The sequence below is a fragment of the Embleya sp. NPDC020630 genome, assembly GCF_044334985.1.
Lineage (GTDB): Bacteria > Actinomycetota > Actinomycetes > Streptomycetales > Streptomycetaceae > Embleya.
Genome location: NZ_JBIRUB010000008.1, coordinates 176010 through 200203 on the forward strand (window position 1 = coordinate 176010; position 24194 = coordinate 200203).

The 24194-nt window shown below is 72.3% G+C and carries 22 protein-coding genes and 1 riboswitch; of the genes, 10 read left to right on the plus strand and 12 right to left on the minus strand.

Annotated elements, in window-relative coordinates; translation table 11 throughout:
- The first annotated feature begins 33 nt into the window (after positions 1 to 33).
- Positions 34 to 915, plus strand: coding sequence for a carbohydrate ABC transporter permease (locus ACH4XV_RS26835; RefSeq protein WP_379999304.1), 882 nt, complete (start codon positions 34 to 36; stop codon positions 913 to 915).
- Complete coding sequence (locus ACH4XV_RS26840; RefSeq protein WP_379999306.1) at positions 912 to 1835, plus strand: carbohydrate ABC transporter permease; 924 nt, start codon at positions 912 to 914, stop codon at positions 1833 to 1835. Before ACH4XV_RS26835 ends, ACH4XV_RS26840 begins: the two co-directional genes overlap by 4 nt.
- A gap of 120 nt (positions 1836 to 1955) precedes the next feature.
- On the opposite strand, the gene ACH4XV_RS26845 is transcribed toward ACH4XV_RS26840, so the two are convergent.
- Positions 1956 to 2300, minus strand: a complete 345-nt coding sequence (locus tag ACH4XV_RS26845) for a cupin domain-containing protein (protein ID WP_395794045.1) — start codon at positions 2298 to 2300, stop codon at positions 1956 to 1958.
- A 160-nt stretch (positions 2301 to 2460) separates the two neighbouring features.
- On the opposite strand from ACH4XV_RS26845, the gene ACH4XV_RS26850 reads away from it, so the two are divergent.
- The 3 genes from ACH4XV_RS26850 to otsB all read left to right on the plus strand — a co-directional run bounded on the left by ACH4XV_RS26850 (position 2461) and on the right by otsB (position 4505).
- Positions 2461 to 2796: a DUF3263 domain-containing protein gene (locus ACH4XV_RS26850; protein ID WP_379999310.1), complete on the plus strand. Its 336-nt coding sequence runs from the start codon at positions 2461 to 2463 to the stop codon at positions 2794 to 2796.
- 9 nt (positions 2797 to 2805) lie between these two features.
- The gene (locus ACH4XV_RS26855; RefSeq protein ID WP_395794047.1) at positions 2806 to 3528 is read left to right on the plus strand and encodes a LytR C-terminal domain-containing protein; all 723 of its coding nucleotides are present in this window, start codon (positions 2806 to 2808) and stop codon (positions 3526 to 3528) included.
- 125 nt (positions 3529 to 3653) lie between these two features.
- On the plus strand, positions 3654 to 4505 hold the full coding sequence (otsB, locus tag ACH4XV_RS26860) for a trehalose-phosphatase (RefSeq protein ID WP_395794049.1): 852 nt from the start codon (positions 3654 to 3656) through the stop codon (positions 4503 to 4505).
- Between the two features lie 8 nt (positions 4506 to 4513).
- Here otsB and ACH4XV_RS26865 read toward each other — a convergent pair whose 3' ends face one another.
- A complete protein-coding gene (locus tag ACH4XV_RS26865) occupies positions 4514 to 5791 on the minus strand; it encodes a M14 family metallocarboxypeptidase (RefSeq protein WP_395794051.1) in 1278 nt (425 codons plus the stop codon).
- A gap of 379 nt (positions 5792 to 6170) precedes the next feature.
- Between ACH4XV_RS26865 and ACH4XV_RS26870 the strand changes: the two genes are divergently transcribed.
- The gene (locus tag ACH4XV_RS26870) at positions 6171 to 8303 is read left to right on the plus strand and encodes a HelD family protein (protein ID WP_395794053.1); all 2133 of its coding nucleotides are present in this window, start codon (positions 6171 to 6173) and stop codon (positions 8301 to 8303) included.
- Between the two features lie 363 nt (positions 8304 to 8666).
- Positions 8667 to 9329 carry a metal-dependent phosphohydrolase gene (locus ACH4XV_RS26875; protein ID WP_379999322.1) on the plus strand — a complete coding sequence of 221 codons (663 nt, stop codon included), beginning with the start codon at positions 8667 to 8669 and terminating at the stop codon, positions 9327 to 9329.
- A gap of 70 nt (positions 9330 to 9399) precedes the next feature.
- Here the strand turns inward: ACH4XV_RS26875 and ACH4XV_RS26880 are convergent, their stop codons facing one another.
- Positions 9400 to 9669, minus strand: coding sequence for a DUF4031 domain-containing protein (locus ACH4XV_RS26880; protein ID WP_126640748.1), 270 nt, complete (start codon positions 9667 to 9669; stop codon positions 9400 to 9402).
- Positions 9670 to 9748: 79 nt separating this feature from the next.
- Between ACH4XV_RS26880 and ACH4XV_RS26885 the strand changes: the two genes are divergently transcribed.
- Complete coding sequence (locus tag ACH4XV_RS26885; RefSeq protein WP_395794056.1) at positions 9749 to 10132, plus strand: hypothetical protein; 384 nt, start codon at positions 9749 to 9751, stop codon at positions 10130 to 10132.
- On the opposite strand, the gene ACH4XV_RS26890 is transcribed toward ACH4XV_RS26885, so the two are convergent.
- The 7 genes from ACH4XV_RS26890 to thrC all read right to left on the minus strand — a co-directional run bounded on the left by ACH4XV_RS26890 (position 10096) and on the right by thrC (position 18646).
- The gene (locus ACH4XV_RS26890; RefSeq protein ID WP_395794058.1) at positions 10096 to 11103 is read right to left on the minus strand and encodes an ARPP-1 family domain-containing protein; all 1008 of its coding nucleotides are present in this window, start codon (positions 11101 to 11103) and stop codon (positions 10096 to 10098) included. The genes ACH4XV_RS26885 and ACH4XV_RS26890 overlap by 37 nt on opposite strands.
- Positions 11100 to 12620: a hypothetical protein gene (locus ACH4XV_RS26895; RefSeq protein WP_395794060.1), complete on the minus strand. Its 1521-nt coding sequence runs from the start codon at positions 12618 to 12620 to the stop codon at positions 11100 to 11102. Before ACH4XV_RS26895 ends, ACH4XV_RS26890 begins: the two co-directional genes overlap by 4 nt.
- 279 nt (positions 12621 to 12899) lie before the next feature.
- Positions 12900 to 13469: a Uma2 family endonuclease gene (locus ACH4XV_RS26900; protein WP_395794448.1), complete on the minus strand. Its 570-nt coding sequence runs from the start codon at positions 13467 to 13469 to the stop codon at positions 12900 to 12902.
- 223 nt (positions 13470 to 13692) lie between these two features.
- On the minus strand, positions 13693 to 15321 hold the full coding sequence (gene groL, locus ACH4XV_RS26905; protein ID WP_379999334.1) for a chaperonin GroEL: 1629 nt from the start codon (positions 15319 to 15321) through the stop codon (positions 13693 to 13695).
- A gap of 1150 nt (positions 15322 to 16471) precedes the next feature.
- The gene (locus tag ACH4XV_RS26910; RefSeq protein ID WP_020557826.1) at positions 16472 to 16675 is read right to left on the minus strand and encodes a cold-shock protein; all 204 of its coding nucleotides are present in this window, start codon (positions 16673 to 16675) and stop codon (positions 16472 to 16474) included.
- Between the two features lie 421 nt (positions 16676 to 17096).
- The gene (locus tag ACH4XV_RS26915) at positions 17097 to 17375 is read right to left on the minus strand and encodes a MoaD/ThiS family protein (RefSeq protein WP_379999337.1); all 279 of its coding nucleotides are present in this window, start codon (positions 17373 to 17375) and stop codon (positions 17097 to 17099) included.
- Positions 17372 to 18646, minus strand: a complete 1275-nt coding sequence (gene thrC, locus ACH4XV_RS26920; protein ID WP_395794063.1) for a threonine synthase — start codon at positions 18644 to 18646, stop codon at positions 17372 to 17374. The genes ACH4XV_RS26915 and thrC overlap by 4 nt, the downstream gene beginning before the upstream one ends.
- A gap of 16 nt (positions 18647 to 18662) precedes the next feature.
- A riboswitch (SAM riboswitch) is annotated at positions 18663 to 18816 on the minus strand.
- Between the two features lie 192 nt (positions 18817 to 19008).
- Here thrC and ACH4XV_RS26925 point away from each other — a divergent pair.
- Positions 19009 to 19986 (plus strand): glucosyl-3-phosphoglycerate synthase, encoded by a 978-nt coding sequence (locus ACH4XV_RS26925; RefSeq protein ID WP_395794065.1) that lies wholly within the window; start codon positions 19009 to 19011, stop codon positions 19984 to 19986.
- Between the two features lie 196 nt (positions 19987 to 20182).
- Complete coding sequence (locus tag ACH4XV_RS26930; RefSeq protein ID WP_395794067.1) at positions 20183 to 21664, plus strand: trehalose-6-phosphate synthase; 1482 nt, start codon at positions 20183 to 20185, stop codon at positions 21662 to 21664.
- Positions 21665 to 21781: 117 nt separating this feature from the next.
- On the opposite strand, the gene ACH4XV_RS26935 is transcribed toward ACH4XV_RS26930, so the two are convergent.
- Together ACH4XV_RS26935 and ACH4XV_RS26940 are read right to left on the minus strand one after the other, a co-directional pair.
- Complete coding sequence (locus tag ACH4XV_RS26935) at positions 21782 to 22945, minus strand: hypothetical protein (RefSeq protein ID WP_395794069.1); 1164 nt, start codon at positions 22943 to 22945, stop codon at positions 21782 to 21784.
- A gap of 42 nt (positions 22946 to 22987) precedes the next feature.
- Positions 22988 to 23971: a DUF916 domain-containing protein gene (locus ACH4XV_RS26940; protein WP_395794071.1), complete on the minus strand. Its 984-nt coding sequence runs from the start codon at positions 23969 to 23971 to the stop codon at positions 22988 to 22990.
- Positions 23972 to 24194 lie beyond the last annotated feature (223 nt).

Genomic DNA, 24194 nt, shown 5'->3' on the forward strand with positions numbered 1-24194 from the left:
GTGGCCGAAACCGCCGTACGCAGAGCGCCTTCCGTGGGCACCAGAGTCAAGAAGGCGCTCGCCCCGCTGCCGTGGATCGGCCCGGCCGTCCTCCTGATCGGTCTCGTGGTCCTGTGGCCCGTGGTCGTGATGGTCTGGAGCTCCTTCCAGCGCATCCGCCGCACCGGCATCGTGGTGGGACCCAACGGCACCGACAACTACACCAAGCTGTTCGACGAACCGGACTTCGTGGCCGTGTTGTGGAACACCGTGGTCTGGGTGCTGGTGGTGGTCGCCATCACGCTCGTGTTGTCGCTGTTCCTGGCCCAGCTGTTCAACCAGCACTTCCCGGGCCGACGCTTCGCCCGCTGGGCGATGATCGTGCCGTGGGCGGCGTCGGTCTTCATGACCGCCGTCGTGTTCAAGTGGATGCTGCACGAGACCCACGGCGTGATCAACACGCTGATGGTCGACCTGCACCTGATGGACGCGGGCAAGGACTGGCTGGGCAGGCCGTCCACCGCGATGCCGTGGATGATGGCGGTCGCCGTCTTCGTCTCGCTGCCGTTCACCACCTACACCCTGCTCGCGGGGCTGCAGACGGTGCCCGGTGAGGTGTACGAGGCGGCCCGGATCGACGGCGCGTCCACGTGGCGCACCTACCTGTCGATCACCCTGCCGCTGCTCAAGCCCGCGATCCTGGTCGCGGTCGTGATCAACCTGATCAACGTGTTCAACTCGTTCCCGATCATCTGGGCGATGACCAACGGTGGTCCGGGCTACGAGACCGCGACGACCACGGTGTTCATGTATCAGCTCAAGGCGTCGGACATCGGCGAGAGCGCGGCGATGTCCGTGGCCAACTTCGCGATGATCATCATCCTGGTCGCGTTCTTCCTCGTCGTCAGCCGTGGGAACAAGGAGACCGACCGATGAGCACCGTCGTGACCGCCGAGCCGGACGCCGGCGCTCCGCAAGGACCCGCGGGCGTGGCCGGCGGCAAGGGGAGCAGGCGCGGGAAGCCCGTACTCGGGGGCTCGAAGTACAGCCAAAAGCAGCTGTGGTTCGGCGCGCTCGCGTGGGTGATCGCGATCGTGTTCGTGGCGCCGTACATCGAGATGGCGATCACCGCCCTGCGGCCGAAGGACGAGTTGACCAGCGACGGCTACGTGCCGTCGAAGTTCGAGTGGGCCAACTTCGTCGACGTCTGGGACAAGTCCACGCTCGGCGACAACCTCAAGGTCTCGTTGCTGGTCGCGGGCATGTCGACGCTGCTCGTGCTGGTGGTCTCGCTGCCCGCGGCCTACTACACCGCGCGCAAACGGTTCCGCGGCCGGGGCGTCTTCCTGATGCTGGTACTGGTCACCCAGATGTTCCAGCCGACCTCGCTCCTGGTGGGCCTGTACCGCGAGTTCTACATCCTGGATCTGCTCGACTCGTACTGGGCGCTCGTGCTGGTCAACGGCGCGTTCAACCTGGCCTTCTCGGTGTGGATCCTGACCGCCTACTTCAGCGCGATCCCGGTCGAGCTGGAAGAGGCCGCGATGATCGACGGTGCCTCCCGTCTCGGGGCACTGCGTCGGGTCACGCTGCCGCTGGCGATGCCGGGCATCGTCACCGCGGTCATCTTCACCTTCATCGCGGCGTGGAACGAGTTCACCGTCGCGCTGGTCTTGGTGACCACTCCGGACAAGCAGCCGTTGACGGTCGGGATCAACAGCTTCCTCGGCGCCTACCGGGTCGAATGGCAGTACCTGTTCGCCGGGTCGGTGGTGGCGATCGTGCCGGTGGTGATCCTGTTCGCGTACATCGAGAAGCACGTCGTGTCGGGGTTGACGGCGGGGTCGGTGAAGTAGGTCGAATGCGGTCGCCCGGTCGTTTCGGGCGGTCGTGGTCGACCCCGGACGACGCGAAGCCCACAGGTCTCGGGGGCCTGTGGGCTTCGGCGTGTTCGGGCGCGGGTCCGGGCGGGGCGGTTACGGCAGGGTGATGTGGTACGCCTTGCGCAGCGTCTCGTGCACGGTCCACACCGTCTCGTCGCCCTCCTGGAGCACGCACGCGTCGCCGGGGCCGACCTCGATGGTCGCGCCGCCGCGGATCTCGATCGTGGCGCGGCCGGAGACCACCACGAACAGCTCGTTGGCCTCGGTGTCGGTCACCACGCCGGGGGTGATCTGCCAGATGCCGCGGATCTGCCTGCCGTCCTCGGACTCCCACAGGACCTTGCCCGAGACCTCGGGCGTGCCGGAGACGATCTGCGCCGGGTCGAGCGGGTCGGCTTCGAGTTCGGCGGCGGGGACATGGACGGCAAAAGTAGACATGCGGCGGAGCATATAGGCCAACCGGACGGCCGCCTCTCGCGGGTGATTCGTGGGCTTTTCCGGCGAATCACCGTGCCGGTGCGGTCCTGCGTCGGTATCGGCGGGCACAATGCCCGAGAGCGGGTCGACGGGCCCGCCCGAGGCACCGAAGGGAAGACCGATGGGTGAGGAGCACGACGTGCGGCCGGAGCCGCCGGTGATTCCCGGGCAGGGCGCCGCGGCGACCGCACCCGACGCGACCCCGGCCGGCGGCCTGTCCGAGCGGGACCGGGACATCCTCGAATTCGAGCGCCAGTGGTGGAAGCACGCCGGCGCCAAGGAACGTGCCGTGCGCGACCGCTTCGGCTTCTCCGCGACCCGCTACTTCCAGGTACTGAACACCCTGCTCGACCGGCCCGAGGCGCTCGAACACGACCCGATGCTGGTCCAGCGGCTGCGTCGGCTGCGCGAGGCCCGCCAGCAGGCCCGCTCCACCGTGCGTCGTACCGGGCACTGAGAGGCCCGGGTGTTCACGCGCCGCAAGGACGAGTACGACGTCTTCGACGGCTTCGGCCGCTACGGCCTGATCTGGACCAACGAGGACGCCGGAGCACCCGACCCGGAGCAGGCCGCCCCCGGGGAGGCCGAGGAGGAGTCCAGGCGCGACGAGTCCGGGCGCGACCTGATCGGCGGCCTGCGGGTCGACGACTCGCCCGGGCCGACCCGGTCCCGGCGAAGCCTGATCGTGCCGGTGGCCGTACTGGCGGCCCTGGCCCTGGCGGGCGCGCTCGCCATCGCCGGGGAGGAACCCGCGACGCGGGTGGCGGCGGGTCGGGCGGGCCGGCACACTCCGGCGGCAGCGCCCGCCTCGGTCCCCGCGCCCGCGTCCGCCCGCCCGGTACCGCCCGCCCACGCGCCCCCGGTCCCGCGGGGAAGCCGAGGCAAGGTCGTCCTGCTCGACCAGACCAAGGTCCCGGCACTGGCCAAGCGCATGGCCCGCCGCCTGGAGGCGGCCGGCTGGGAGGTGACCGGAACCGACACCTTCCGCGGCGCCGTCCCGGCGACCACCGTCTACCATCCCGCCGACTTGGCGCCCCAGGCCCGAGCCCTGGCCGCCGACCTCCCGGGCATCAGCCGCGTCAAGCCCGCCTTCGCCGGCATCCCGCGGCACCGGCTGACGGTGATCGTGGTCGACGACCAGGTGGTCCCGTTGGCGGATCGGATGTTGGGGTCGCTGACCACGCGGTAGCGAAGGGGCGCGGGAGGAAAGTGGTGCCCGCGGGGCTCGTAGGGAGCACGGTGCCCAAGCGGGCCGGCCCGGCCGCGTGGCCGGGAATCCGCGTCGCACTTCGCCGGCGGGTTAGGTTTGACGGCATGACCTCGAACCGGCCCACGCTGCCCGAACCCACCACGCCGGCCGGCCGGGTCGGCCTCGCCGCGCTGCTCGACGCACCCGCCCAGGCGGTCGTCGCGCTCGATTTCGACGGCACGCTCGCCCCGATCGTCGACGATCCGGAGCATGCCCGCGCCGATACGCGCGCGGTCCTGGCGCTGTCCCGACTGACCCCGCATCTGGCCGCGGTGGTGATCGTCACCGGGCGGCCCGCCGCGGTCGCGGTGGAGTACGGCCGTTTTCGCGGGGTCGCCGGACTGGAGAACCTCGTCGTGCTCGGCCACTACGGCCTGGAGCGCTGGGACGCGGCGACCGGTCGGGTCAGCGCCCCGGAGCCGCCGCGTGGGGTGCACGAGGTGCGGCTCGAACTGCCCGACCTGCTGCGCTCGCTCGACGCGTGGAGCACCACGTGGACCGAGGACAAGGGCAGCGCGCTCGCCGTGCACACCCGCCGCGCCCCGGACCCGCAGGCCACCCTCGACCTGCTGCGCGGCCCGCTCGGCGAACTGGCGAAGCGGCACGACCTGGTCGTCGAACCCGGTCGCTACGTACTGGAGTTGCGCCCACGGGGGATGGACAAGGGGCGCGCGCTGACCGGCTTCCTCGCCGAACGCCGGGCCGCGACGGTGTTGTTCGCCGGGGACGACCTCGGGGACATCGCCGCCTTCGAGGCCGTCGAGGACCTGCGCGGACAGGGCGTGGCCGGGCTCACCGTGTGCAGCGGCTCGGCCGAGGTGCACGCCCTCGCCGAACGCGCCGACCTGGTCGTGGCCGGCCCGGAGGGAATCGCCGAACTGCTCGGCGCGCTCGCCGACGCGGTGGAGGGCCGGTAGAGCCCCCTTTACGCATCCCCCTCCCCGCACGTCTCCGGTGTACCGTCCACGATCGCGAAGCGGGCCCTCGGGTCGAGCAGCAACGTGGCCTTCACGCCCTCCGGTTGGGCCGTACGCACGCTCAGGTCCGGGGAGACCCGGATCCCGTGTTCGGTCAGCGTCGCGCGCGCCGTCGCGTATTGGGCCGGGGTCAGGCGGTAGGCGCAGGGTGGTTCGAGCGGCGCCGCCCAGGTCGCGGGCAGGTTGTCTGCGCCGTCCAGGTAGACCCGCTCCGGGCCGTGCTCGGATCGGGCGCGCGAGGCGCGGACCGCCGACGCGATGGCCTCGCCGCGTTCGGCCGCCATGCGGAGCGTGGCGCGGGCGGCCACCAGGTGCGCCCCCACCCGACGACGGTGGAGCAGGGCCGCGTCGGCCCGCTCCAGGGCCGACGTGGGGTTGGCGTCGACCTCGACCAGGACCGCGACCGCGTGGTCGAGGGCCGCCGCGTTGCGCAGCAGGCGTTCGTCCCCGTCGCCGCCGAGTCGGCGACCCGTCGGGTCCACGCTGTACACGTCCGACGCCCACCCCGCCGCGCGCAGCGCCGAACCGATGCGATCGCGCGCCAACTCTGTGGCCAGTCCGCGCAGTTCGGGGTCCACGTTGAGATTGCGCGGCCACAGGTACAGGGTCGGCGCGACGTAGGCGTCCGCCGGCGTGTCGAACTCGTGCAGGTCGTGCACGATGTGCGGACGCGTCTCGCGCAGCACCCGACGGACGGCCCGCGCCTCGGGCGAGGCCACCGCCAAGTGGTCGCGGTTGAGGTCCACCCCCTCGGCCGTCGCCCGGGTGCCCGCCGCCAGGCCGTCGGGGTTGGGCGTGGGCAGCACCAAAACGGTGACCCGCTCCAGGAGTCGGCGACCGGCGGCCGAGCGGTCGTCGGCCAGGTCCCGGACCAGCTTCAGGCACGCCTCGCGGCCGGCCGGCTCGTCACCGTGCTGGCCGCAGACGAACAACACCCGGATCGGCTCGGGCACCGTACGCGCCCCGGACACCGTGATCAGCTCCACGTCCCGGCCGCGCGCGCTGCCGCCCACCCGGGTCACCGTCACCCGCGCCGGCGCCCACCCGGCACGATCGGGGCCCGGCGCCGCCGCGATCAGCTCGCGCAGGAGATCCCGCTCCTCCGCCGGGGTGGTCCAGGACAGGCCGCCGCGACGCTCGAACCCCGTCGTGGTCCGGCCGCCGCGACCGCCGCTCGCGGGCGCCGGGCCCAGCGCGACGCCCGCCACCAGCGCCACCAGAAGCATCGATCTCGCCGCGCGCGTCGTCCACGTCCGCCACGCCCTCATCCGTGCACCACCGTCCCCTCCCACACGCAAGTCCCCCGACCCCTGCGGGACTTGCCCGAATTGCACACCCGGAACAGCGGGAAGCGCGCACCCGGGGACACCGAGCATGGCCCGACAAAGGGAGTTGATGGCAGAGCCCGACTGGCCTAGGCTCGCTGATTCCGCTGTCCCACCCAGTGCAGTGATCGGGAGCCGTGATCGGTGCCCGGCACCGGTGGGCCGCGCGGGCCGCCACCCGAATCGGGCAGCCGGCCCGTGCCCTCGCAGGGGCGCACCAGGACGGGCCACCGAGCCCGGCCGGGCTCCGATATGTCAGCGCCACGAATCGGAGACAGTCATGTCCGCGCCCGCCGCCGTCCCCGACCCCACCCCGACCGCCGACCGGGCAGAGGCGAACCCCGGCGCCGACGCGCTCGCCGTCGAACGGGCCTACCTGGACGCCTCCCGCGCCGCCCTGCGCCGCATGCGCGAGGAGACCGAGGCACTGGACCTGCGCGACGTCGGCGCCACCGCCGTCGCCACCGAGACCGCCCGGCACCTGATCGCCAAGCGGCTCGCCGCGCTCGGCGACCACGCCGGATCCCCGCTGTTCTTCGGCCGGATCGACGGCCGCTTCGCCGACGGCGTCGAGGGTGTCGAGCCGATCGAGGTCACCGCCGACCCGGACAAGGCCGTCGAGTCGTTCTGGATCGGCCGCCGGCACGTGCACGACGAACTCGGCGACCCGATGGTGGTGGACTGGCGCGCCCCGCTGTCGCGGTCGTTCTACCGGGCCAACCGGGCCGATCCGCTGGGCGTCGACCTGCGCCGCCGGTTCGGCTGGACCGCCGGCGAGCTGACCGCGTTCGAGGACGAGCACCTGACCGACCCCGACGAGGCGGAGAGCGCCAGTGGGATCCTCGCGGCCGAGATCGAGCGTCCCCGCGTCGGCCCGATGCGCGACATCGTCGCCACCATCCAGCCCGAGCAGGACGAGATCGTACGCTCCGACCTCGGCCACACGCTCTGCGTCCAGGGCGCGCCCGGCACCGGCAAGACCGCCGTCGGCCTGCACCGCGTGGCCTGGCTGCTCTACGCCTACCGCGACCGCCTCGCCCGCAGCGGCACCCTCGTGGTCGGCCCGAACCGCTCCTTCCTCGACTACATCCAGCAGGTACTGCCCGCGCTCGGCGAGGTCGAGGTCGGCCAGACCACCGTCGAGGACCTGGTCACCCGCACCTCCAAGATCAAGGTCCGGGCCCTCGACGAGGCGGTGCCCGGCACGATCAAGGGTGACGCGCGGATGGCCGAGGTGCTGCGCCGCGCGGTCTGGTCCGGCCTGAGCGAACCGCGCGAGTCGGTGGCCGTGGTCCGCGACTCGCGCACCTGGCGGCTCGCGGTGTACGAGGTCGAGGAACTGGTCACCGCGCTGCGCGGGCGCGACGTGCGCTACGGCGCCGCGCGCGACATGCTCCGGCAGCGGATGGCGCACGCGTTGTTGACCAAGATGGAGGAGCGCGGCGAATCCCCCGACGACCGGGTGCAGGACGCGGTCGCGCGCAGCCGGCCGGTCAAGGCGGCGGTGGATACGATCTGGCCGGCGGTGGACCCGCTCAAGCTGGTCTTCCGGCTGCTGAGCGAACCCGCGTTCCTGGCCGCCTGCGCGGACGGCATCCTGACCGCCGACGAACAGGCCGCTATCGGCTGGGCCAAACCCCCGCGCTCGGCGGGCGCCGCGCGCTGGACCGTGGCCGACGCGGTGCTCGTGGACGAGACCGCCGACCTGCTCCACCGCACCGGCGGCTACGGGCACGTGGTGATCGACGAGGCGCAGGACCTGTCCCCGATGCAGCTGCGCGCGGTCGGCCGGCGCTGCCCCACCGGCTCGGCCACCGTGCTCGGCGACATCGCGCAGGGCACCACCCCGTGGGCCACCCCCGGCTGGGCCGAGACGCTGCGCCACCTCGGACACGAGGGAGCCAGGATCGAGGAACTGACCCGGGGCTTTCGGGTGCCGCTGCAGATCCTGGAGTTCGCGAGCCGGTTGCTGCCGCTGATCGCCCCCGGCCTGGCGCCGGCGTCCTCGGTCCGGCAGGCGGCGGGCGCCCTGGAACTGCGCGCGGTCGAGCCGGACGAGTTGGCCGCGCGGTCCGCCGAGGCGGCCGTCCAACTGCTCGACCACGAGGGCTCGATCGGCCTGATCTGCGCGGACGCACGGGTCCCCGAGGTCGCCGCAGCCCTGCGGGCGACCGACGTCGCACACCGCGTCCTGGGCACGGACGACGACATCGACACGGCCCGAATCAGCGTGGTCCCGGCATCGCTCGCCAAGGGCCTGGAGTTCGACCATGTAGCGGTCACCGAACCGGCCGAAATCGTCGCCGCCGAAGCCCAGGGCCTGCGCCGCCTCTACGTGGTACTCACCCGCGCGGTCTCCGGCCTGATCGTCCTACACGCAGCCCCCTTGCCCACCCCCCTGACAACTCCATAGCCCCACCCCCACCCCCCACCCCCCACGCCCGGAACCGCCGCCCGCCGCCTCCCGCCGGCACACAGGCCCCCGACCCGCCCACCCCGTGGCGCGTCAGCGCCCACGCCCCGGGCCGACCCTGGAGATCGACGCGCGAAGCGCGGAGAGCGGCGGAGCCGCAGAACTTGGGCTGGGTGACCCGGAGCGAAGCGGAGGGGCACCCAGCCCCGAGCGAGGGGCCGCTTTTCTGCGGAGGAGCGAAGCGGGGGAGCAGAAAAGCGGTGCCTCGCGAGCCGGCGCGAAGCGCCCAACAAAACGAGTGAACCGCGTGTGTCGAACCGGTTGGTGGTCGGCTTCGCTCGCTCGTTCTGCCATGCTGGCCAAGTGGAACGCATCCAGGAGTCCGCGACCGTGACGCTGCGGGACCAGTGGGCCCGGCTCGTCGGTGAGCACGCCGAAGCCGGCGCCGTCGTCGAGAGCCTGCTGGCGCGCTACGCCGAGCCGCACCGCCGCTATCACGACACCGACCATTTGCGCACCGTGCTCGACCTGATCGGCGAACTGGCCTACGAGGCCGACGACGCCGACGCGGTCATGCTCGCCGCGTGGTTCCACGACGCGGTCTACGATCCGGCCCGGGCGGACAACGAGGAGCGCAGCGCGCGGCTCGCCGAGCGCGGGCTGCGCGAGGCGGGCGTGGCGCCGGCCCTGGTGGCCGAGACGGCGCGCCTGGTCCGGGTGACCGCCGAGCACGCGCCCGGCGAGCACGACCACAACGCCCACGTGTTGTGCGATGCCGACCTGGCCATCCTGGCCGCCGACCGGGAGCGCTACGAGGCGTACACCGCGGCGGTGCGCGAGGAGTACGCGTTCGTCCCGGACGAGGCGTTCCGCGCCGCCCGGGCCGCCGTACTGCGCGACCTGATGTCGCTGCCCCGGCTGTTCCACACCCGCCTGGGCGCGGCGCGCTACGAGGAGGCGGCCCGCTTCAACATGCGTGCCGAACTGGAGCGCCTGGAAGGCAGCATCCCGCGCCAGCAGTCCTGAACCCGGCCCGCCGGATCCCGTCCCGAGCCCCGGCTCGGCGCCCGGGACCCGCGGCGCGCCCGGCCTGGGGTCAGCGCGGGCTGTACCGCTTGCGCCGCCGCAACCCCGCGCGGGTCAGCCGGACCACCAGCTCCCGGCTGGAGACCGGCTCGGCTCCCCGCTCCAGCGCGCGGGCGTACAGATCGGCCGGCACGTCGTAGTGGTCCCGGTCGAACGCGCGTTCCGGCGCGCCGAGTTCGCGCGCGAACTCGTGCAGTTCGGCATGCGAGACATCACTGACCAGGTGCGACCACAGCCGCCCGCGCCCGGGCCAGGCCGGGGGATCGATGAGAAGAGCCACGCGCTCGATTCTCGTACACATTCGGCTCCGCCGTGATCGGGCGCCCGCCGGACCCGCCGTGATCACCCACACTGGGCATATGAGCAAGGATCCCACCGACGTCGCCCTGCTGACCGCCCGCGCCCTGGTCCTGGCCGACCTGCGCACGCACGGCGCCGAGACCCCCGAGACGGTGACCGTCGTCGAGCACGCCCTGGTCGAGCGCAAGTGGTGGGTCGAGCAGTGGCCCGACGGCGCCGCCTACGTGCCCGGCCTGATCGGCCAGGACGTGCAGGAGGCGCTTGCCGAGCAGGGCCGGGTGTGGCCGCCGTGCCCGCTGCACGACGACCACCCGCTCTACCTCGAACCCGAACTCGGCGAGGACCCGCACTGGGTCTGCGAGCGGGCCGGCACCGTGATCGCCCCGCTCGGCGCGCTGACCTCGGCTCAGCCGCCGAACGAGCGCGCGGTCAAGGACGTGTAGATCGGCCGGTCGGCGCATACCGCGTACGCGCCGACCCAGCCCTCGCCCTCGGCCCGACCCACGGTGACCCCGGCGTGGGCGACCTCCCGGGTCGTGGTCACCACCTGGTCGGCGCCGGCGCCCAGGGCCGCCTCGGCCCGCCGCTGCTCCTCGGCGTCGGCGGCCCGCAGTGCCTCGGCGAGCACGTCGTACGGGTCGCCGACCGCCGCGCCGTCGCCGCCGGGCAGGGTCAGGACGGTCCGACTCGGCGGCGGGTCGCCCGGGTCGTGCAGGCCGTGGCGGATCGCCTCCGCGCCGTAGCAGAACCGGATCAGCGGCGCCCACATCGCCGACCAGTACGCCCGCGAGGGCGCCCGCTCGATCCCGGCGACCTCGCCGTCGAGCAGCACCACCGCGCCGACCTGGTCCGGCACGCACTCGAACTCGGCGACGAAGCGCTCCAGTTCGAGGGCGTAGTGCTTCGTGAACAGCGCCAGGTTGCCGGTCTCGGCGAGGCCGGCGGAGGCGTTGAACCGCTGTACGGCCGGCCACAGCCGGCTGTACCCGTCCGCGTCGGCACTCGCCGAGGCGGCGGCACGCAGCGTGAGCGGCAACACGGCGAGCGGCTGCGGCCCCGCCGGGATCAGTCCGGGCTGGGTCTGCTGCACGCACATCGCCGCGTCGAACGCCAGCTCGCCCGAGGGCTCGACCAGCGCGGCCCGGGGCATCGCGTGGTCTTGCGCGCTGCGCTCGACGAGCACCGCGAGGTGACACGGGACCAGCGCGACATGCGGGCTGTGGTTGACGAAGGTGAGCGTGCCGTAGCCGCTGGTGCCGATCCACAGATCGGTGGGCACGGTGACGGTCGGCGCGTCGACGGTGTCGCCGAGCAGCGGCAGCACCTGCATCCGACCGACGCTCTGCACCCGCCCGAGGGTGCAGTCGGCCAGCAGGTCGCCGATCGGCAGCGTGTCGTGGGCGAGGGTGGTCATGCGGTCACCTCCGGGTGGGCCAGGCGCAGCAGCGCGGGTATGGCGGCGATCGGGTCGGCGGCCAGCATCAGTCGACACCAGGCCAGTTCGAGGGCTTCGGGACGGTGGACGGGGGCGAGCGGCAGGTCCGGCGCGTAGCCGCGCAGGCCGCCCGCCTCGGCGGCCAGGACGGGGGAGAGCTGGACCACCGGCACCGCGACGCCGAGGGTGCGCGCCGCGTCGAGCACCTGGGCGAACCGGCCGGCGGGCGCGTTCTCGTAGCCGTCGCCGACCACCACGATCAGCTCCGCGCCGGTACGCAGCGCGGCGACCAGGGCTTCGGCGGCGGCGGTCGGGCCGGCGGGGTGGACCAGCCGGCCGTCCGGGACGCCGCCGATCCACACGTCGTGGCAGGTGCCCGCCGCCGCCCGCAGTGCGTCGCGCAGGGCGAGCACGGCGGCGATCGGCCGCAGCGGCTGGTCGGTGCCGCCGCCCAGGGAGGCGGAACCGTCCAGGACGAGGGCGACCCGGCGGCCGGCCAGGTCGAGTCCGGCCGCGGTGCGCGCGGCGCGCCGGTCGAGCGCGGCGGCGACCTCGGCGGTCATGCCCTCGGCGAACGCGTACAGGTAGAGCCGGACCGCGTCGTAGCGGTCGAGGTCGACGTCGACCGCCACGCCCGTCCGAGCGGCCTGCCGCTGTCCGGCCAGCCGCTGTCCGACGGTGAGCCGGGCGGCGGTCAGCTCCAGGACGCGGGCCGGCTTCTCGTGCGGGTGGTAACGGCCGCGCAGCCCCTCCAGGGTTTCGAGCGGCAGCGCGGCGCCCGCGTCCAGGTCGGTGCGGGCGGCCCGATACGCGACCGGGAGCGGCAGCGTGTACGGACCCTCGGCGCCGAGCACGAACGCGACACACTCGCGCACCGCGGCGGGATCGGCCCGGTCGGCGGCCCAGCGGTCGATCTCGCGGGCGAGGATGCGGTGTTCCTTCGAGTCGAGTTCGCCTCCGGCGAGTCGCTTGGTCAGGATCGCGCGCAGGATGCCGCTCAGCCGCAGACCCCACGCGTGCCGCAGGGCGGCGGCCAGCTTGTCCCGGTAGCGCACCGACCACAGTTCCAGGGAGGTGGAGCCGAGCACGGTGCGCAGGATCAGTCGGCGCACCCGCGCGTTGTTCAGCCGCCGCTCGGTCAGCATGGCGAACAGCTTGAGCCGGCGCGGCACGGTCAGCGCGGCGACCGCGGCGCGGATGGCGTCGCCGTCGTGCTCGTGCGCGGGCGTGCCGAGCAGGTGCAACACGCCGAGCTGCCGGCTGCGGTCGGTGGCCCCGGGGGAGCACACCAGGCCCGCGTACAGCCGCCGGTCCAGCGCGGCCATCGCGCGGTGCGCGTCCTCTTCGAGGGCGAGCTGCGCGTCGCGGGTGTTGTAGAAGGAGGCCCGTCCGGTGGCGGCCACGGCGACGTCCAGGAAACGCACGACGGTGGCGGCGGCCTCGGCACGGGCGGGGTTGTCGGCGCTGAGCGCGCGCACGATCTCGGTCTCGGTCATCGAAATGGGCTCCCCCGTGGGCACCCGGGGCAGGTCGCGGGTCCGGTGTCGATCTCGGTACGTAGCCGGGACCGCTTCCAACCCATCGGAAACGGCACTGTACGAACACGCAGTTCCCCGGGTGCGATGGCGCGCGACTTCGGGCAGGTCACGGGTCCCGGATAGGGATTCGAACCCCAAGCACCCCAAAAGCGCTTGTACGCCAAGACAGAAGGAACACGTAGTTCCCGAAGTCGCCTCACGAGCCTACGAGCGAGCGGCCGGCGATGCCGGCGAATATCACCGCGGCGGGAAGCCTGAGGTGTCCAACTCGATCCCGAAGGGATCGGGGATGACGACCGAGCCGCCGAAATCGACACGTTGCACCCGCTGATAGACCTTGCCGTCGGGCTCGGAGTACAGCGTTGCCGCCGGGCCGTCCTTGTCCCACCGATCGACAAGCAGGTAGAGCGGAATCGGTCCGTGTGCGTACGCCCGCAGCTTGTCGACGCGGTTGATGCTCGCATTGCTCGGGGAGGTGATCTCGGCGACGAGAAGAATCCGATGCGCCGGTGTCGGCGTGGCCACGTCTTCCCGAGCCATCACCACCAGGTCGGGAACACACGGGCGACCAACCGACATGATCTCCACACCGAGATGCTGAAACGCGCCGCATCCGGCGGGAGCGGCCCGGCGCAGCTGCCAATGGACGTCGTCCGCGATCAATTCGTGCTGGTGCGCGAGTGGCGGCGACATCGTGATGTTCTCTCCGTCGAACTCGGCGCGCCAGCCTTCGGGCACGTCCAATCCCTGCCACATGGTTACGATTTCGCGCCAGGCGGTGCTCACCTCGATCACGGGTGCGGTCATCTCGTCCACCTCGCCTACCTCGATCCATGCCGTACAAGAACGACGCTACGGTCGCCCGGAGAGCATTTCAGGGTAAGTCGCCTGTGCCACTCGAACGAGCGAACACGCTTCGAACAGTGGTGGAAGGGCCCGCCGGCACGCGAAAGAGGCGGCCCCCCGAAGGGGACCGCCTCTCGCGTGGAGCTACCGACCGGGTGGGCCGGGACTGCCGATCCTCAGTCGATCAGAAGTCCATGCCGCCCATGTCCGGGGCGCCGCCGCCGGCCGGAGCGGCGTTCTTCTCCGGCTTGTCGGCGATGACGGCCTCGGTGGTCAGGAACAGCGCGGCGATCGACGCGGCGTTCTGCAGCGCGGAACGGGTGACCTTCGCCGGGTCGATGATGCCCTCGGCGATGAGGTCCACGTAGTCGCCGGTCGCGGCGTTGAGGCCGTGACCCGGGGTCAGGTTGCGCACCTTCTCCACAACCACGCCGCCCTCGAGGCCGGCGTTGACCGCGATCTGCTTGAGCGGGGCCTCGACGGCCAGGCGCACGATGTTCGCGCCGGTGGCCTCGTCGCCGTCCAGGTCGAGCTTGTCGAACGCGATGGTGGACGCCTGGAGCAGGGCCACGCCACCACCGGCGACGATGCCCTCCTCGACGGCGGCCTTCGCGTTGCGCACCGCGTCCTCGATGCGGTGCTTGCGCTCCTTGAGCTCGACCTCGGTCGCGGCACCGGCCTTGATGACCGCCACGCCGCCCGCGAGCTTCGCCAGGCGCTCCTGGAGCTTCTCGCGGTCGTAGTCCGAGTCGGAGTTCTCGATCTCGGCGCGGATCTGGTTGACCCGACCCGCGACCTGGTCCGAGTCACCGGCGCCGTCGACGATGGTGGTCTCGTCCTTGGTGACGACGACCTTGCGGGCGCGGCCGAGGAGTTCGAGACCGGCGGTGTCGAGCTTGAGGCCGACCTCCTCGGAGATGACCTGGCCACCGGTGAGGATGGCGATGTCGCCGAGCATGGCCTTGCGACGGTCGCCGAAGCCCGGAGCCTTGACGGCGACGGACTTGAAGGTGCCGCGGATCTTGTTCACGACGAGCGTGGCCAGGGCCTCGCCCTCGACGTCCTCGGAGATGATCATGAGCGGCTTGCCCGACTGCATGACCTTCTCGAGGAGCGGGAGGAGGTCCTTCACCGAGGTGATCTTCGAGTTGACGATGAGCACGTAGGCGTCCTCGAGGACGGCCTCCATGCGCTCCATGTCGGTCGCGAAGTAGGGCGAGATGTAGCCCTTGTCGAAGCGCATGCCCTCGGTGAGCTCCAGCTCGAGACCGAAGGTGTTGCTCTCCTCGACGGTGATGACGCCTTCCTTGCCGACCTTGTCCATGGCCTCGGCGATCATCTCGCCGATCAGGGGGTCAGCGGCGGAGATCGAGGCGGTGGAGGCGATCTGCTCCTTCGTCTCGACGTCCTTCGCGAGCGCGAGCAGCTGCTCGGAGACGGCCTCGACGGCCTTCTCGATGCCACGCTTGAGGGCCATCGGGTTCGCGCCGGCGGCCACGTTGCGCAGGCCCTCGCGGACGAGCGCCTGGGCGAGGACGGTCGCGGTCGTCGTACCGTCACCGGCGACGTCGTCCGTCTTCTTGGCGACCTCCTTGACCAGCTCGGCGCCGATCTTCTCGTACGGGTCCTCGAGCTCGATCTCCTTGGCGATGCTCACACCATCGTTGGTGATGGTGGGCGCACCCCACTTCTTCTCGAGCACGACGTTGCGGCCCTTGGGGCCCAGCGTGACCTTGACGGCGTCGGCGAGCTGGTTCATCCCGCGCTCGAGGCCGCGGCGCGCTTCCTCGTTGAACGCGATGATCTTGGCCATGTGGTGAAGTCCTCCCAGAACGGGGGTGAGTGCCGGACCGTACAGGCGCCCGCGACGGACGACCCGACCACCGCGAGGATCCCTCCCTCACGGGTGCCGAGCCTCACCGGCCCGGTCCGTTTCTGTCACTCTCACATCCAGAGTGCTAACGCCAATGATTAGCACTCGACCATGCCGAGTGCAAGCGCAACGGGCGAGTCCAAGGCCCCCCGCTCCACACCCGCGCGTGTCACACACCCCACCCCCACGCCCACCCGACCCCGCGTCGCAGCCCATCCACATGCCACCCACCCCGACCTCGGCCACCCCGACACGGATTCGCGCGACCCGCGCACACCCGGGCGCGGGTCACACGGGCCGGCCGCGATCGGGGATTCCCTACCACCGCGCCACCCATGCCCGCACGGGACGGGCTGCGCCGCGTGTGCCCCCGCGTTGTAGGCGCCGCGCCCGCCGACGCCCGGGCGCCCGCACGGCACGGTTTTGCCCGCGCCCGCCGGGGCCGGGTGTGCCGCCCGTGCGCCCACCGGGTGCGCACCGCGCCCGCACCACGTCCGCCGGTGCGTGCGCGACCGTGGCGGTTGGGTGGCCCGAACCCTGGGTATTGCCCGCACCCGGGCGGGTTCGGATGTGCCGCCCCTGGGCTCACGTCGGGTTCGGGTGTGGTGCCTTCTGCGCGCCGGTCTGCCCGCGGCTGCGCCTGCGTCGGGTCCGGTCGGGGTGCCTGTGGTTGCGCGGGGTTGCGTGGCGGGCTCGGCTGCGTTGGTTGCGTGTACCGCCGTACCGGCGCCGGCGATACCCCGGGGCCGCTCCGCCTCGCGCCGCCCGTCCGGCCCCGGTCGGCGCTCCCGCATGCCGCCGCCCGCCGAACCCGCACCCGCTGTGCCCGCGTCGCGCTGTCCCGACCCGGCGCACCACCCGCCCGCGCCGCGCCGCGCCGTGCCGCTCGTCCGGCCCCGGCCCCGGCCCGCGTTCCGCCGCACCCGTGCGCTCCGCCGCCGCTCGTGCAACGACCGGGGCCCGGCCCCCGCTTGGCGGGAAGGCCGGGCCCCGGTCATTGATCCGACAGGATCGGGCGTGTTGTGTGCCGCGATGTGTCGTGCAGTCCGTGTGTGGACCGTTTCAAGCAGAGGAGCGCATGGCTCCCGGTTCAGGCGGTGACGCGGACCATGTCGGCCTGCGGCCCCTTCTGCCCCTGCGAGATCTCGAACTCGACTCGCTGCCCCTCCTCGAGCGTCCGGTACCCGTCCATCTGGATCGCGCTGTAGTGGACGAAAACGTCCGCCCCACCGTCGACCGCGATGAAGCCGTACCCCTTCTCCGCGTTGAACCACTTGACGGCGCCCTGAGCCATTCCTAACTCCCCTGTTACTGGCCCTTTCACGGATACTGCACGCCGCAGCTCCGGGTTCGTATCCAGAAGGACCCGGCCCTCTGCTACGACCGCGGCTGAATGTATCCGGACGGATGCCCGGAGCAACAGGTCAATCGGACGAGAATTCCCGAGCGAATAAAACTCGCATTCCTCGCGAGTCTCCAAAAAAGCCGTATTTCAATTCGCCAGGAAAACGACTTTCCACACATATCGGATGTGATCCCGACCACGAGTTTACCGACGCGCCGCCGCCAAAGACGGGAAATGGAGCCGGTTAAACCCGGGTTACGCACAACCTTCGGCAGGAACGAAGAAATCCGCCGCGCGGTGCTCGCGCGGCGGATTTCCCGGTTCCGTTTCGTGCCCGATCGAGGAAGATCGGGACGCTCGGCCTATCGCGTCAGCAACCCCCGGCGACCGCCGGGATGATCGAAACGGTGCCCTTGTCGGGGATCGCCGTGGCGAGCCCGTCGGCGAAGCGCACGTCCTCGTCCTCCACGTACAGATTCACAAAGCGACGCAGCTTGCCCTCGTCGTCGAGGATGCGCGCACGAATTCCGGTGTGGGCCTTTTCCAGGGAGTCCAGGACCTCGGCGAGCGTGGTGCCCTCGGCGGACACCTCCGCCGCCCCACCCGTGTAGGTGCGCAGGATGGTCGGGATGCGAACGGAGACGCTCATGCGAGGCCGGCCTTTCGGAAGGAGTCCAGGGTGGGTCGAATGGTCGCGGTGGGTCCGGTCGTCGGCGTGACCGCGTCCAACGTCTTGAGGCCGTCGCCCGTGTTGAGCACGACCGTCTCGGCGTCCGGGTCCAGCGCGCCGGACTCGAGCAGCTTGCGCAGGCAGCCCACGGTGACCCCGCCCGCGGTCTCGCCGAAGATGCCCTCGGTACGCGCGAGCAGCTTCATCGCCTCGACGACCTCGACGTCGTTCACGTCCTCCACCGCGCCGCCCGTGCGCTTGCACACGTCGAGCACGTAGGGGCCGTCGGCGGGGTTGCCGATCGCGAGCGACTTGGCGATCGTGTCCGGCCGCACCGGGCGGATCACGTCGTGCCCGGCCTTCCACGCGGCGGCCACCGGCGAGCACCCCGTCGCCTGGGCGCCGAAGATCCGGTACGGCGCGTCCTCTACCAGACCCAGCGCGATCAACTCGCGGAAACCCTTGTCGATCTTGGTCAGCTGCGACCCCGACGCGATGGGGATGACGATCTGCTCCGGCAGTTTCCAGCCGAGTTGTTCCGCGATCTCGTAGGCGAGCGTCTTGGAACCCTCGCCGTAGTAGGGCCGCAGGTTGACGTTGACGAAGCCCCAGCTCTCGCCGGCCGGGTCGCCGATCAGCTCCGAACAGAATCGGTTGACCTCGTCGTAGGTCCCCTCGATGGCGACCAGCTCGCCGCCGTAGACCGCGGCCGTGACAACTTTGCCGGCCTCCAGGTCGGACGGGATGAACACACAGCTGCGCAGGCCCACCCGGGCGGCGGCGGCACCCACCGCGCCGGCCAGGTTGCCGGTGGACGAGCAGGACAGCGTGGTGAAGCCGAAGGTCCGCGCGGCCTCGACCGCGATCGCCACCACGCGGTCCTTGAAGGAGTGCGTCGGGTTCCCGGAGTCGTCCTTGACGTGCAGGTTGCGCACGCCCAGCTCGCGGCCCAGGTTCTCGGCCCGGACGAGCTTGGTGAAGCCGGGGTTCAGGCTGGGCCGGGACGCGACGTCCGCGGACACCGGCAGCAGCGGCGCGTAGCGCCAGATGTTGTGCGGCCCGGCCTCGATCCGCTCCCGCGTCACGGTGCCGAACTCGTAGGCGACCTCGAGGGGGCCGAAACAGGACTCGCAGGCGTACTTCGGGCCGAGCTCCGTGCGCTCCCCGCACTCGCGACACGACAGCGCGACGGCCGGACCGAAGGAGGTGGGGGTGGCGCTGGTGGTGCGGGTGGCGGTGGGTGTCGCCATGGCGAGGGCCTTTCTGTCCTCATCTTTACCCGTGGGGTCCCACGGGCCGGACTTGGCACCTGTCCGGCTCGTCGGCCGCTCGCTCGCGCCGAAAGCGCGTCACGAGGAATGACGATCGGATGGTTGCCGGGGCTTCAACGGGCCGTTCCCTCTGCCCCTCTGGATGAGCTGCTATGGCGGTGGACACACCCTTCGCCGGGTGGCCGGTCCGCGTTTGTCCGGTCCGACGTGCGATCGTCGTAACCGGTGACGACGACTGTAACCGAACCGGTGCCGCGTCGATCATCCGGTCCACCTCGCGAGACGATAAAGGGTGGAACGACCGAGGCCGGAACACCGGCGACGACAGGGGATCTTCGAACGTGACGCACGAGGTGGGCGACTGGCTCCGACGGCGGTCCTCCGCCGCCGCCGACTGGCCCGTCGACAGGCTTCTCGACGCCAAACGCGACACCCGGGTCAGCGTCGTCCTGCCCGCGTTGAACGAGGCGGCGACCGTCGGCGACATCGTCAAGGTGATCCGGACCGAGCTGGTCGAGCGGGTACCGCTGGTGGACGAGCTGGTGGTGGTCGACTCCGGCTCCACCGACGACACCGCGCGGGTGGCCGCCGACGCGGGCGCGCGGGTGGTGCGCCGCGACGACATCCTGCCCGCGCTCCCGGCCGTGCGCGGCAAGGGCGAGGTGTTGTGGCGCTCGCTCCTGGTCACCGACGGCGACATCGTGGCGTTCGTGGACGCCGACCTGAAGGACTTCTCGGCGGACTTCGTCACCGGGATCCTCGGCCCGCTGCTCACCGACCCCTCGGTCCAGCTGGTCAAGGCCATGTACGACCGGCCGCTGGAGATCGGCGACACGATCGTGCCCGCCGGCGGCGGCCGGGTGACCGAACTGGTCGCCCGCCCCCTGCTCAACCTGCACTGGCCCGAACTGGCCGGCTTCGTGCAGCCGCTCGGCGGCGAATACGCGGCCCGCCGCACGCTGCTCGAACAACTGCCCTTCCCGTGCGGCTACGGCGTCGAGACCGCGATGCTCGTGGACACCCTGCGCCTGGTCGGCCTGGACGCGATGGCCCAGGTGGACGTCGGTGTGCGGCGGCACAACCACCAGGACGAGGCGGGCCTGGGGCGGATGGCGGCGGAGATACTCCAGGCCGTCGAGCGCCGACTGCGCCGCGGCCCCGCCGGCGCGCACCCGGCCGAGCCGAACACCGTGCTGACCCAGTTCGAACGGGACGAGGCGGGCTTTCGTGTGCGCACCCACGACATCGCCGCCCGGGAGCGACCGCCGATGGCCACGGTGTCCGAGTACCGGACACGAACCCGCCTGGTCGGGCGCTGACCCCCTGGTCCGGGGGTGTTTGTCCGGCGTTCGGCCCGGGTTTGCGCCGCGGCGGCCGAAGACTCACCGATACCCGAGAGGCACAGTCCGACTACGTGTGGTAGTGACCGGTGGGCGTGATACTCGCCACACCGTTCGAACCGAGGGCACGGCCGGCCCGGGTTTGCGCACCGGGATGCGTGGCTAGGGTCGGGGCATGAGTGCTCCTCCTCCCGCCACCCCCTCTCCCGCCGGGGTGCTGGTCGCCTCCAACCGCGGTCCCGTGTCCTTCTCCCTGGAGGACGACGGCACGCTCACGGTGCGGCGCGGCGGCGGCGGACTGGTGTCCGGCCTGTCCACCGCCGGGCAGGGCACCGGCGCCGTGTGGGTCTGCTCCGCGCTCGGCGAGCCCGACCGCACCGCGACCCGTGCCGCGCCCTCGGGCCGGCTGGATCTCGCCGGTCACGACACCGGCGGGCTGGCCGTGCGGATGCTCGACATCGACCCCGGCACGTTCGCGCGGGCGTACAACGCCATAGCGAACTCGACCCTGTGGTTCGTCCACCACCTGCTCTACGACACCCCCTCCAAGCCGGTCTTCGACGCGCGCTTCCGCAAGGAGTGGACCTCCTACGAGGCGTACAACCAGGCGTTCGCCGAGGCCCTGGCGGAGGAGGCGGCCGAGGGCGCGAAGGTGGTCGTACAGGACTATCACCTGACCCTGGTGCCGGTGCTGCTCCGCAGACTGCGTCCCGACCTGCGGATCGGCCACTTCGCGCACACCCCCTGGGCGCCGCCGGACTACTTCCGGCTGCTGCCCGACGACATCGCCCGCTACGTGCTCGAAGGGGTGCTCGGCGCGGACCACGCCGGATTCCATTCCCGGCGCTGGGCGCTCGCGTTCCTGGACTGCTGCGCCGACGTGCTGGGCGCCGAGGTGGACCGGGACGCGATGACCGTCACGCACGCGGGCCACGTGACCCGGATCGGCGTACACGCGCTGGGCGCCGACGCCGAGTTCCTGCGCGAGCGCGCGTCCCGGGCCGACGTGGACACCCGCCTCGCGGGGCTGCGCGAGGCGGTCGGCGACCGTCGGGTGATCGTCCGGGTGGACCGTACGGAGTTGTCCAAGAACATCGTCCGGGGCCTGTTGGCCTACCGCGAACTGCTGCGCACCCGACCGGAATGGCTCGGCCGGGTGGTGCACGTGGCGTTCGCCTACCCGTCGCGGCACGACCTGCCGGAGTATCGCGAGTACACCGCCGCGGTGCAGCGGGTGGCCAAGGAGATCGACGACGAGTTCGGCACCGGCGACTGGCAGCCGCTGATCCTGCACGTCAACGACGACTTCCCGCGCTCGCTCGCGGCGTACCGGCTGGCCGACGTCGCGCTGGTGAACCCGATCCGGGACGGGATGAACCTGGTCGCCAAGGAGGTGCCGGTGGTCTCCCTCCTGGACGAGGGCCACGGGGGCTGCGCGCTGGTGCTCTCGCGCGAGGCGGGTGCGTGCGAGGAGTTGGGCGAGGACGCGATCGTGGTCAACCCGTTCGACGTCTCGCAGACCACCGAGGCGCTGCACGAGGCGCTGACGATGGACACCACCGACCGGCTCCAGCGCACCAAGCGGCTGGCCGCGGCGGCGGTGGCGCTCAACCCGCAGCAGTGGTTCCTGGAGCAACTGGACGCGTTGGACGTCTGAGCGGGCGGGTGACCGGGCCGCCCTACGCCGGCCGAACCGCGCGGTTCGGCCGGCGTAGGGCGGTGGGCTGGGGTGCTTGGTGCTTGGTGCTTGGTGCTCGGTCTCGGGGTTCGGTGCTCAGGGCGCGGTCGGTCCGGCGGCGCGGCGTCGGCGGGTGGTGACCACCGCGACCGTGCCGGCGGCGACCAGGGCCGCGCCGACGGTGCCCGCGGCGGCGAGGCCGGCCGGGCCGGTGAGCGCCAGGTTGCCGCCGCCGGACGTGCCGCCGGTGGATCCCGCGGGCCCGCCGGATCCGCCCGAGGTGCCGGCGGACGTGCCGCCCGAGGTGCCGCCCGTGCTCGCCGAACCGGTGGTGCCGCCGGTGGTGCCCGCGCTCGTCCCGGCGGTCGTGGTCGAGCCGGCCTTGAAGGCGACCTTCACGAAGGCGTCCTGGCTGCGGTCGGGGGAGCCGTGCGCGGCCATGGTCAGCACGTAGCACTCGGTCTTGAGGCAGTCGACGTCCCTGCCCGCGCCGTTCTTGTACGCGGCCTTGACGTCGGTGAGCGTGACCGAGAACGTGCCGTCCGGGTCGATCCCGTCCGCGCCGTACGCCTTGATCCACTTCGAGGCGCCGTAGTTGCCCGCGTTGGTGGTCCAGTCGGCCTCCTTCGGGCCGAACACCACGTAGATCCCGTTGCCGCTGCCGGCCGCGTAGCCGGAGCCCTTGACGGTGACCGAGGCGCCCGCCGGGTCCAGGCCGGTGCTCGGGGTCACGGTCAGCTTCGCCCCACCGGCCGCCCGAGGGGCCGCGGCCGGTGCGGCCTGTGCCGCCGTGGCCGCGCGCAACGATCGGGGTGCCGCGGCGGTCGGCGCGGGCGCGGCGAAGGTCAGCCCGACCTTCGCGGTGGGCCCACCCTCGGCCCCGACCCGGACCTCGAACGCCGGGGCGTCCGGGGCGAATCCGGTGCCGACCACGAGCGGGGTCGCGACGAAGCCGTTGCCGTCGGCGGTGAGTACGCGGCTGCCCTTGGAGTCGGCGGTGTCGCCGCCGTACAGCGCGACGGTGACCTTCGCGCCGGGAGCGAAGCCGCGAGCGGTCACGGTGATCTCGTCGCCGCCCGGGGCCAGTTCGGCGCCGCGCGAGACGGTCGCGGTGGGGACGGCCGACGGGGTGGTCGTCGAAGGCGCCGAGGTCGACGGGGCGGCGCCGACGGCCGGTGCGGCCAGGATGCCGGCGGCGGTCAGGCCGGCGGCGGCCACGATGGCCATGCGCCGGGCGGGGGGAGTGTGCGGGGTGAACATGGCGGCTCCTGAAGGAGTTTGGGGCGACGCGACGGCGGGTCGTCAGCCGGTCGGGTCGGCGGTGGCTTCGGTGTGGGTGTCGGTGGTCGCCGCGCCCTCGGCGGCGCGTCTGCAGCGCCGGACGACCTGGCCGATCAGCGCGCCGAGCAGCAGCACGATCGCGCCGAGGAGCAACCACGGCGGCGCCCATACGGCGGTCGACCCGGCGGCCACGGTCGCCGGTTCACCCGTCACCTTCACGTCGGCGGTGAGGCGCCCGGCCGGGACGACGCCGGCGAAGCGCTGGACCACCTCGTGCGTGGCCCCCGGCAACAACTCGGGCAGCGTGGTGTGCTTCGGGCCGCCGAGTCGCCAGTCGCCGAGGCCGGAGATCGTGGTCTGCGCCCGGGCGGTGGTCCGTACGTTGCCGGTGTTGCGGACCCGGTAGCGCACCACCGCCTCGGCGCCGCCGAACATCGCGAGCGGGTTGTCGTAGGACACCCGCAGGTCCTCGATCGCCAGCCCCGGCAGCGCGGGACCGGCCACCCGCAGGTACACCCGCGCGCCGACCCGCCGGTCCACGTCGAACCGCTGCTCGCCGGGCCCGGTCGCGGCGGCCTTGATCGAGGCGACGATGGCGCCGGTGTGGTCGCCGGGCGTGGCGCCGGCCGGGACGGTCAGCCGGAACGGGATGTCCGCGCGCTTGCCCGGCGCGATCGTGTACGACTCGGCGTCGAAACCGATCCACGAGCCGACGTCGCGTGGCTGCTCGGCACCGGTCAGCAGGGTCATCCCGCCGTCCACGGCGAGCACCGCGTCGGTGGCGTAGACCCGCAGGGTCAGCGGCTCGGCGCCGAAGTTGGACACGCCGACGACGTCGACCAGGGTCTGGCCCGGGGCGGCGGTGAGCACGAAGTGGTCGCGGCTGCCTGCCGGTTGCACGCCCCAGGTGAACTCGTCGGCGGCCCCGGCGGGGGTGGCGAGGGCGGCCAGGGGGAGTAGGGCGGTGAAGAGTATGCGGAGGAGGCGGGTGAGGGGGGCGGGCATTGGGGGGCTCCAAGGGGGCCTGGGGCGCGGGGTGAGCGGGGTGGGGAGGGGGAGTCGTGGCGGCGGCGTTGCTTCTTTTTGGGCGCTTCGCGCCGGCTCGCGAGGGGCCGCTTTTTTCTCTCCCCCGCTTCGCTCCTCCGAGAAAAAAGCGGCCCCTCGCTCGGGGCTGTGTGCCCCTCCGCTTCGCTCCGGGTCACCCAGCCCAAGTTCTGCGGCTCCGCCG

Excerpts from the sequence above, each read along its gene's own strand:
- ACH4XV_RS26845 (WP_395794045.1), bottom strand. The coding sequence starts at position 2,300 with ATGTCTACTTTTGCCGTCCATGTCCCCGCCGCCGAACTCGAAGCCGAC.
- ACH4XV_RS26915 (WP_379999337.1), bottom strand. The coding sequence starts at position 17,375 with ATGAGCGTCTCCGTTCGCATCCCGACCATCCTGCGCACCTACACGGGT.
- ACH4XV_RS26930 (WP_395794067.1), top strand. The coding sequence starts at position 20,183 with ATGAGTGCTCCTCCTCCCGCCACCCCCTCTCCCGCCGGGGTGCTGGTC.
- thrC (WP_395794063.1), bottom strand. The coding sequence starts at position 18,646 with ATGGCGACACCCACCGCCACCCGCACCACCAGCGCCACCCCCACCTCC.
- ACH4XV_RS26870 (WP_395794053.1), top strand. The coding sequence starts at position 6,171 with ATGTCCGCGCCCGCCGCCGTCCCCGACCCCACCCCGACCGCCGACCGG.
- otsB (WP_395794049.1), top strand. The coding sequence starts at position 3,654 with ATGACCTCGAACCGGCCCACGCTGCCCGAACCCACCACGCCGGCCGGC.
- ACH4XV_RS26940 (WP_395794071.1), bottom strand. The coding sequence starts at position 23,971 with ATGCCCGCCCCCCTCACCCGCCTCCTCCGCATACTCTTCACCGCCCTA.
- ACH4XV_RS26910 (WP_020557826.1), bottom strand. The coding sequence starts at position 16,675 with ATGGCTCAGGGCGCCGTCAAGTGGTTCAACGCGGAGAAGGGGTACGGC.
- ACH4XV_RS26840 (WP_379999306.1), top strand. The coding sequence starts at position 912 with ATGAGCACCGTCGTGACCGCCGAGCCGGACGCCGGCGCTCCGCAAGGA.
- ACH4XV_RS26890 (WP_395794058.1), bottom strand. The coding sequence starts at position 11,103 with ATGACCACCCTCGCCCACGACACGCTGCCGATCGGCGACCTGCTGGCC.
- ACH4XV_RS26865 (WP_395794051.1), bottom strand. The coding sequence starts at position 5,791 with ATGCTTCTGGTGGCGCTGGTGGCGGGCGTCGCGCTGGGCCCGGCGCCC.
- ACH4XV_RS26900 (WP_395794448.1), bottom strand. The coding sequence starts at position 13,469 with ATGACCGCACCCGTGATCGAGGTGAGCACCGCCTGGCGCGAAATCGTA.
- ACH4XV_RS26895 (WP_395794060.1), bottom strand. The coding sequence starts at position 12,620 with ATGACCGAGACCGAGATCGTGCGCGCGCTCAGCGCCGACAACCCCGCC.
- ACH4XV_RS26935 (WP_395794069.1), bottom strand. The coding sequence starts at position 22,945 with ATGTTCACCCCGCACACTCCCCCCGCCCGGCGCATGGCCATCGTGGCC.
- groL (WP_379999334.1), bottom strand. The coding sequence starts at position 15,321 with ATGGCCAAGATCATCGCGTTCAACGAGGAAGCGCGCCGCGGCCTCGAG.
- ACH4XV_RS26885 (WP_395794056.1), top strand. The coding sequence starts at position 9,749 with ATGAGCAAGGATCCCACCGACGTCGCCCTGCTGACCGCCCGCGCCCTG.
- ACH4XV_RS26850 (WP_379999310.1), top strand. The coding sequence starts at position 2,461 with ATGGGTGAGGAGCACGACGTGCGGCCGGAGCCGCCGGTGATTCCCGGG.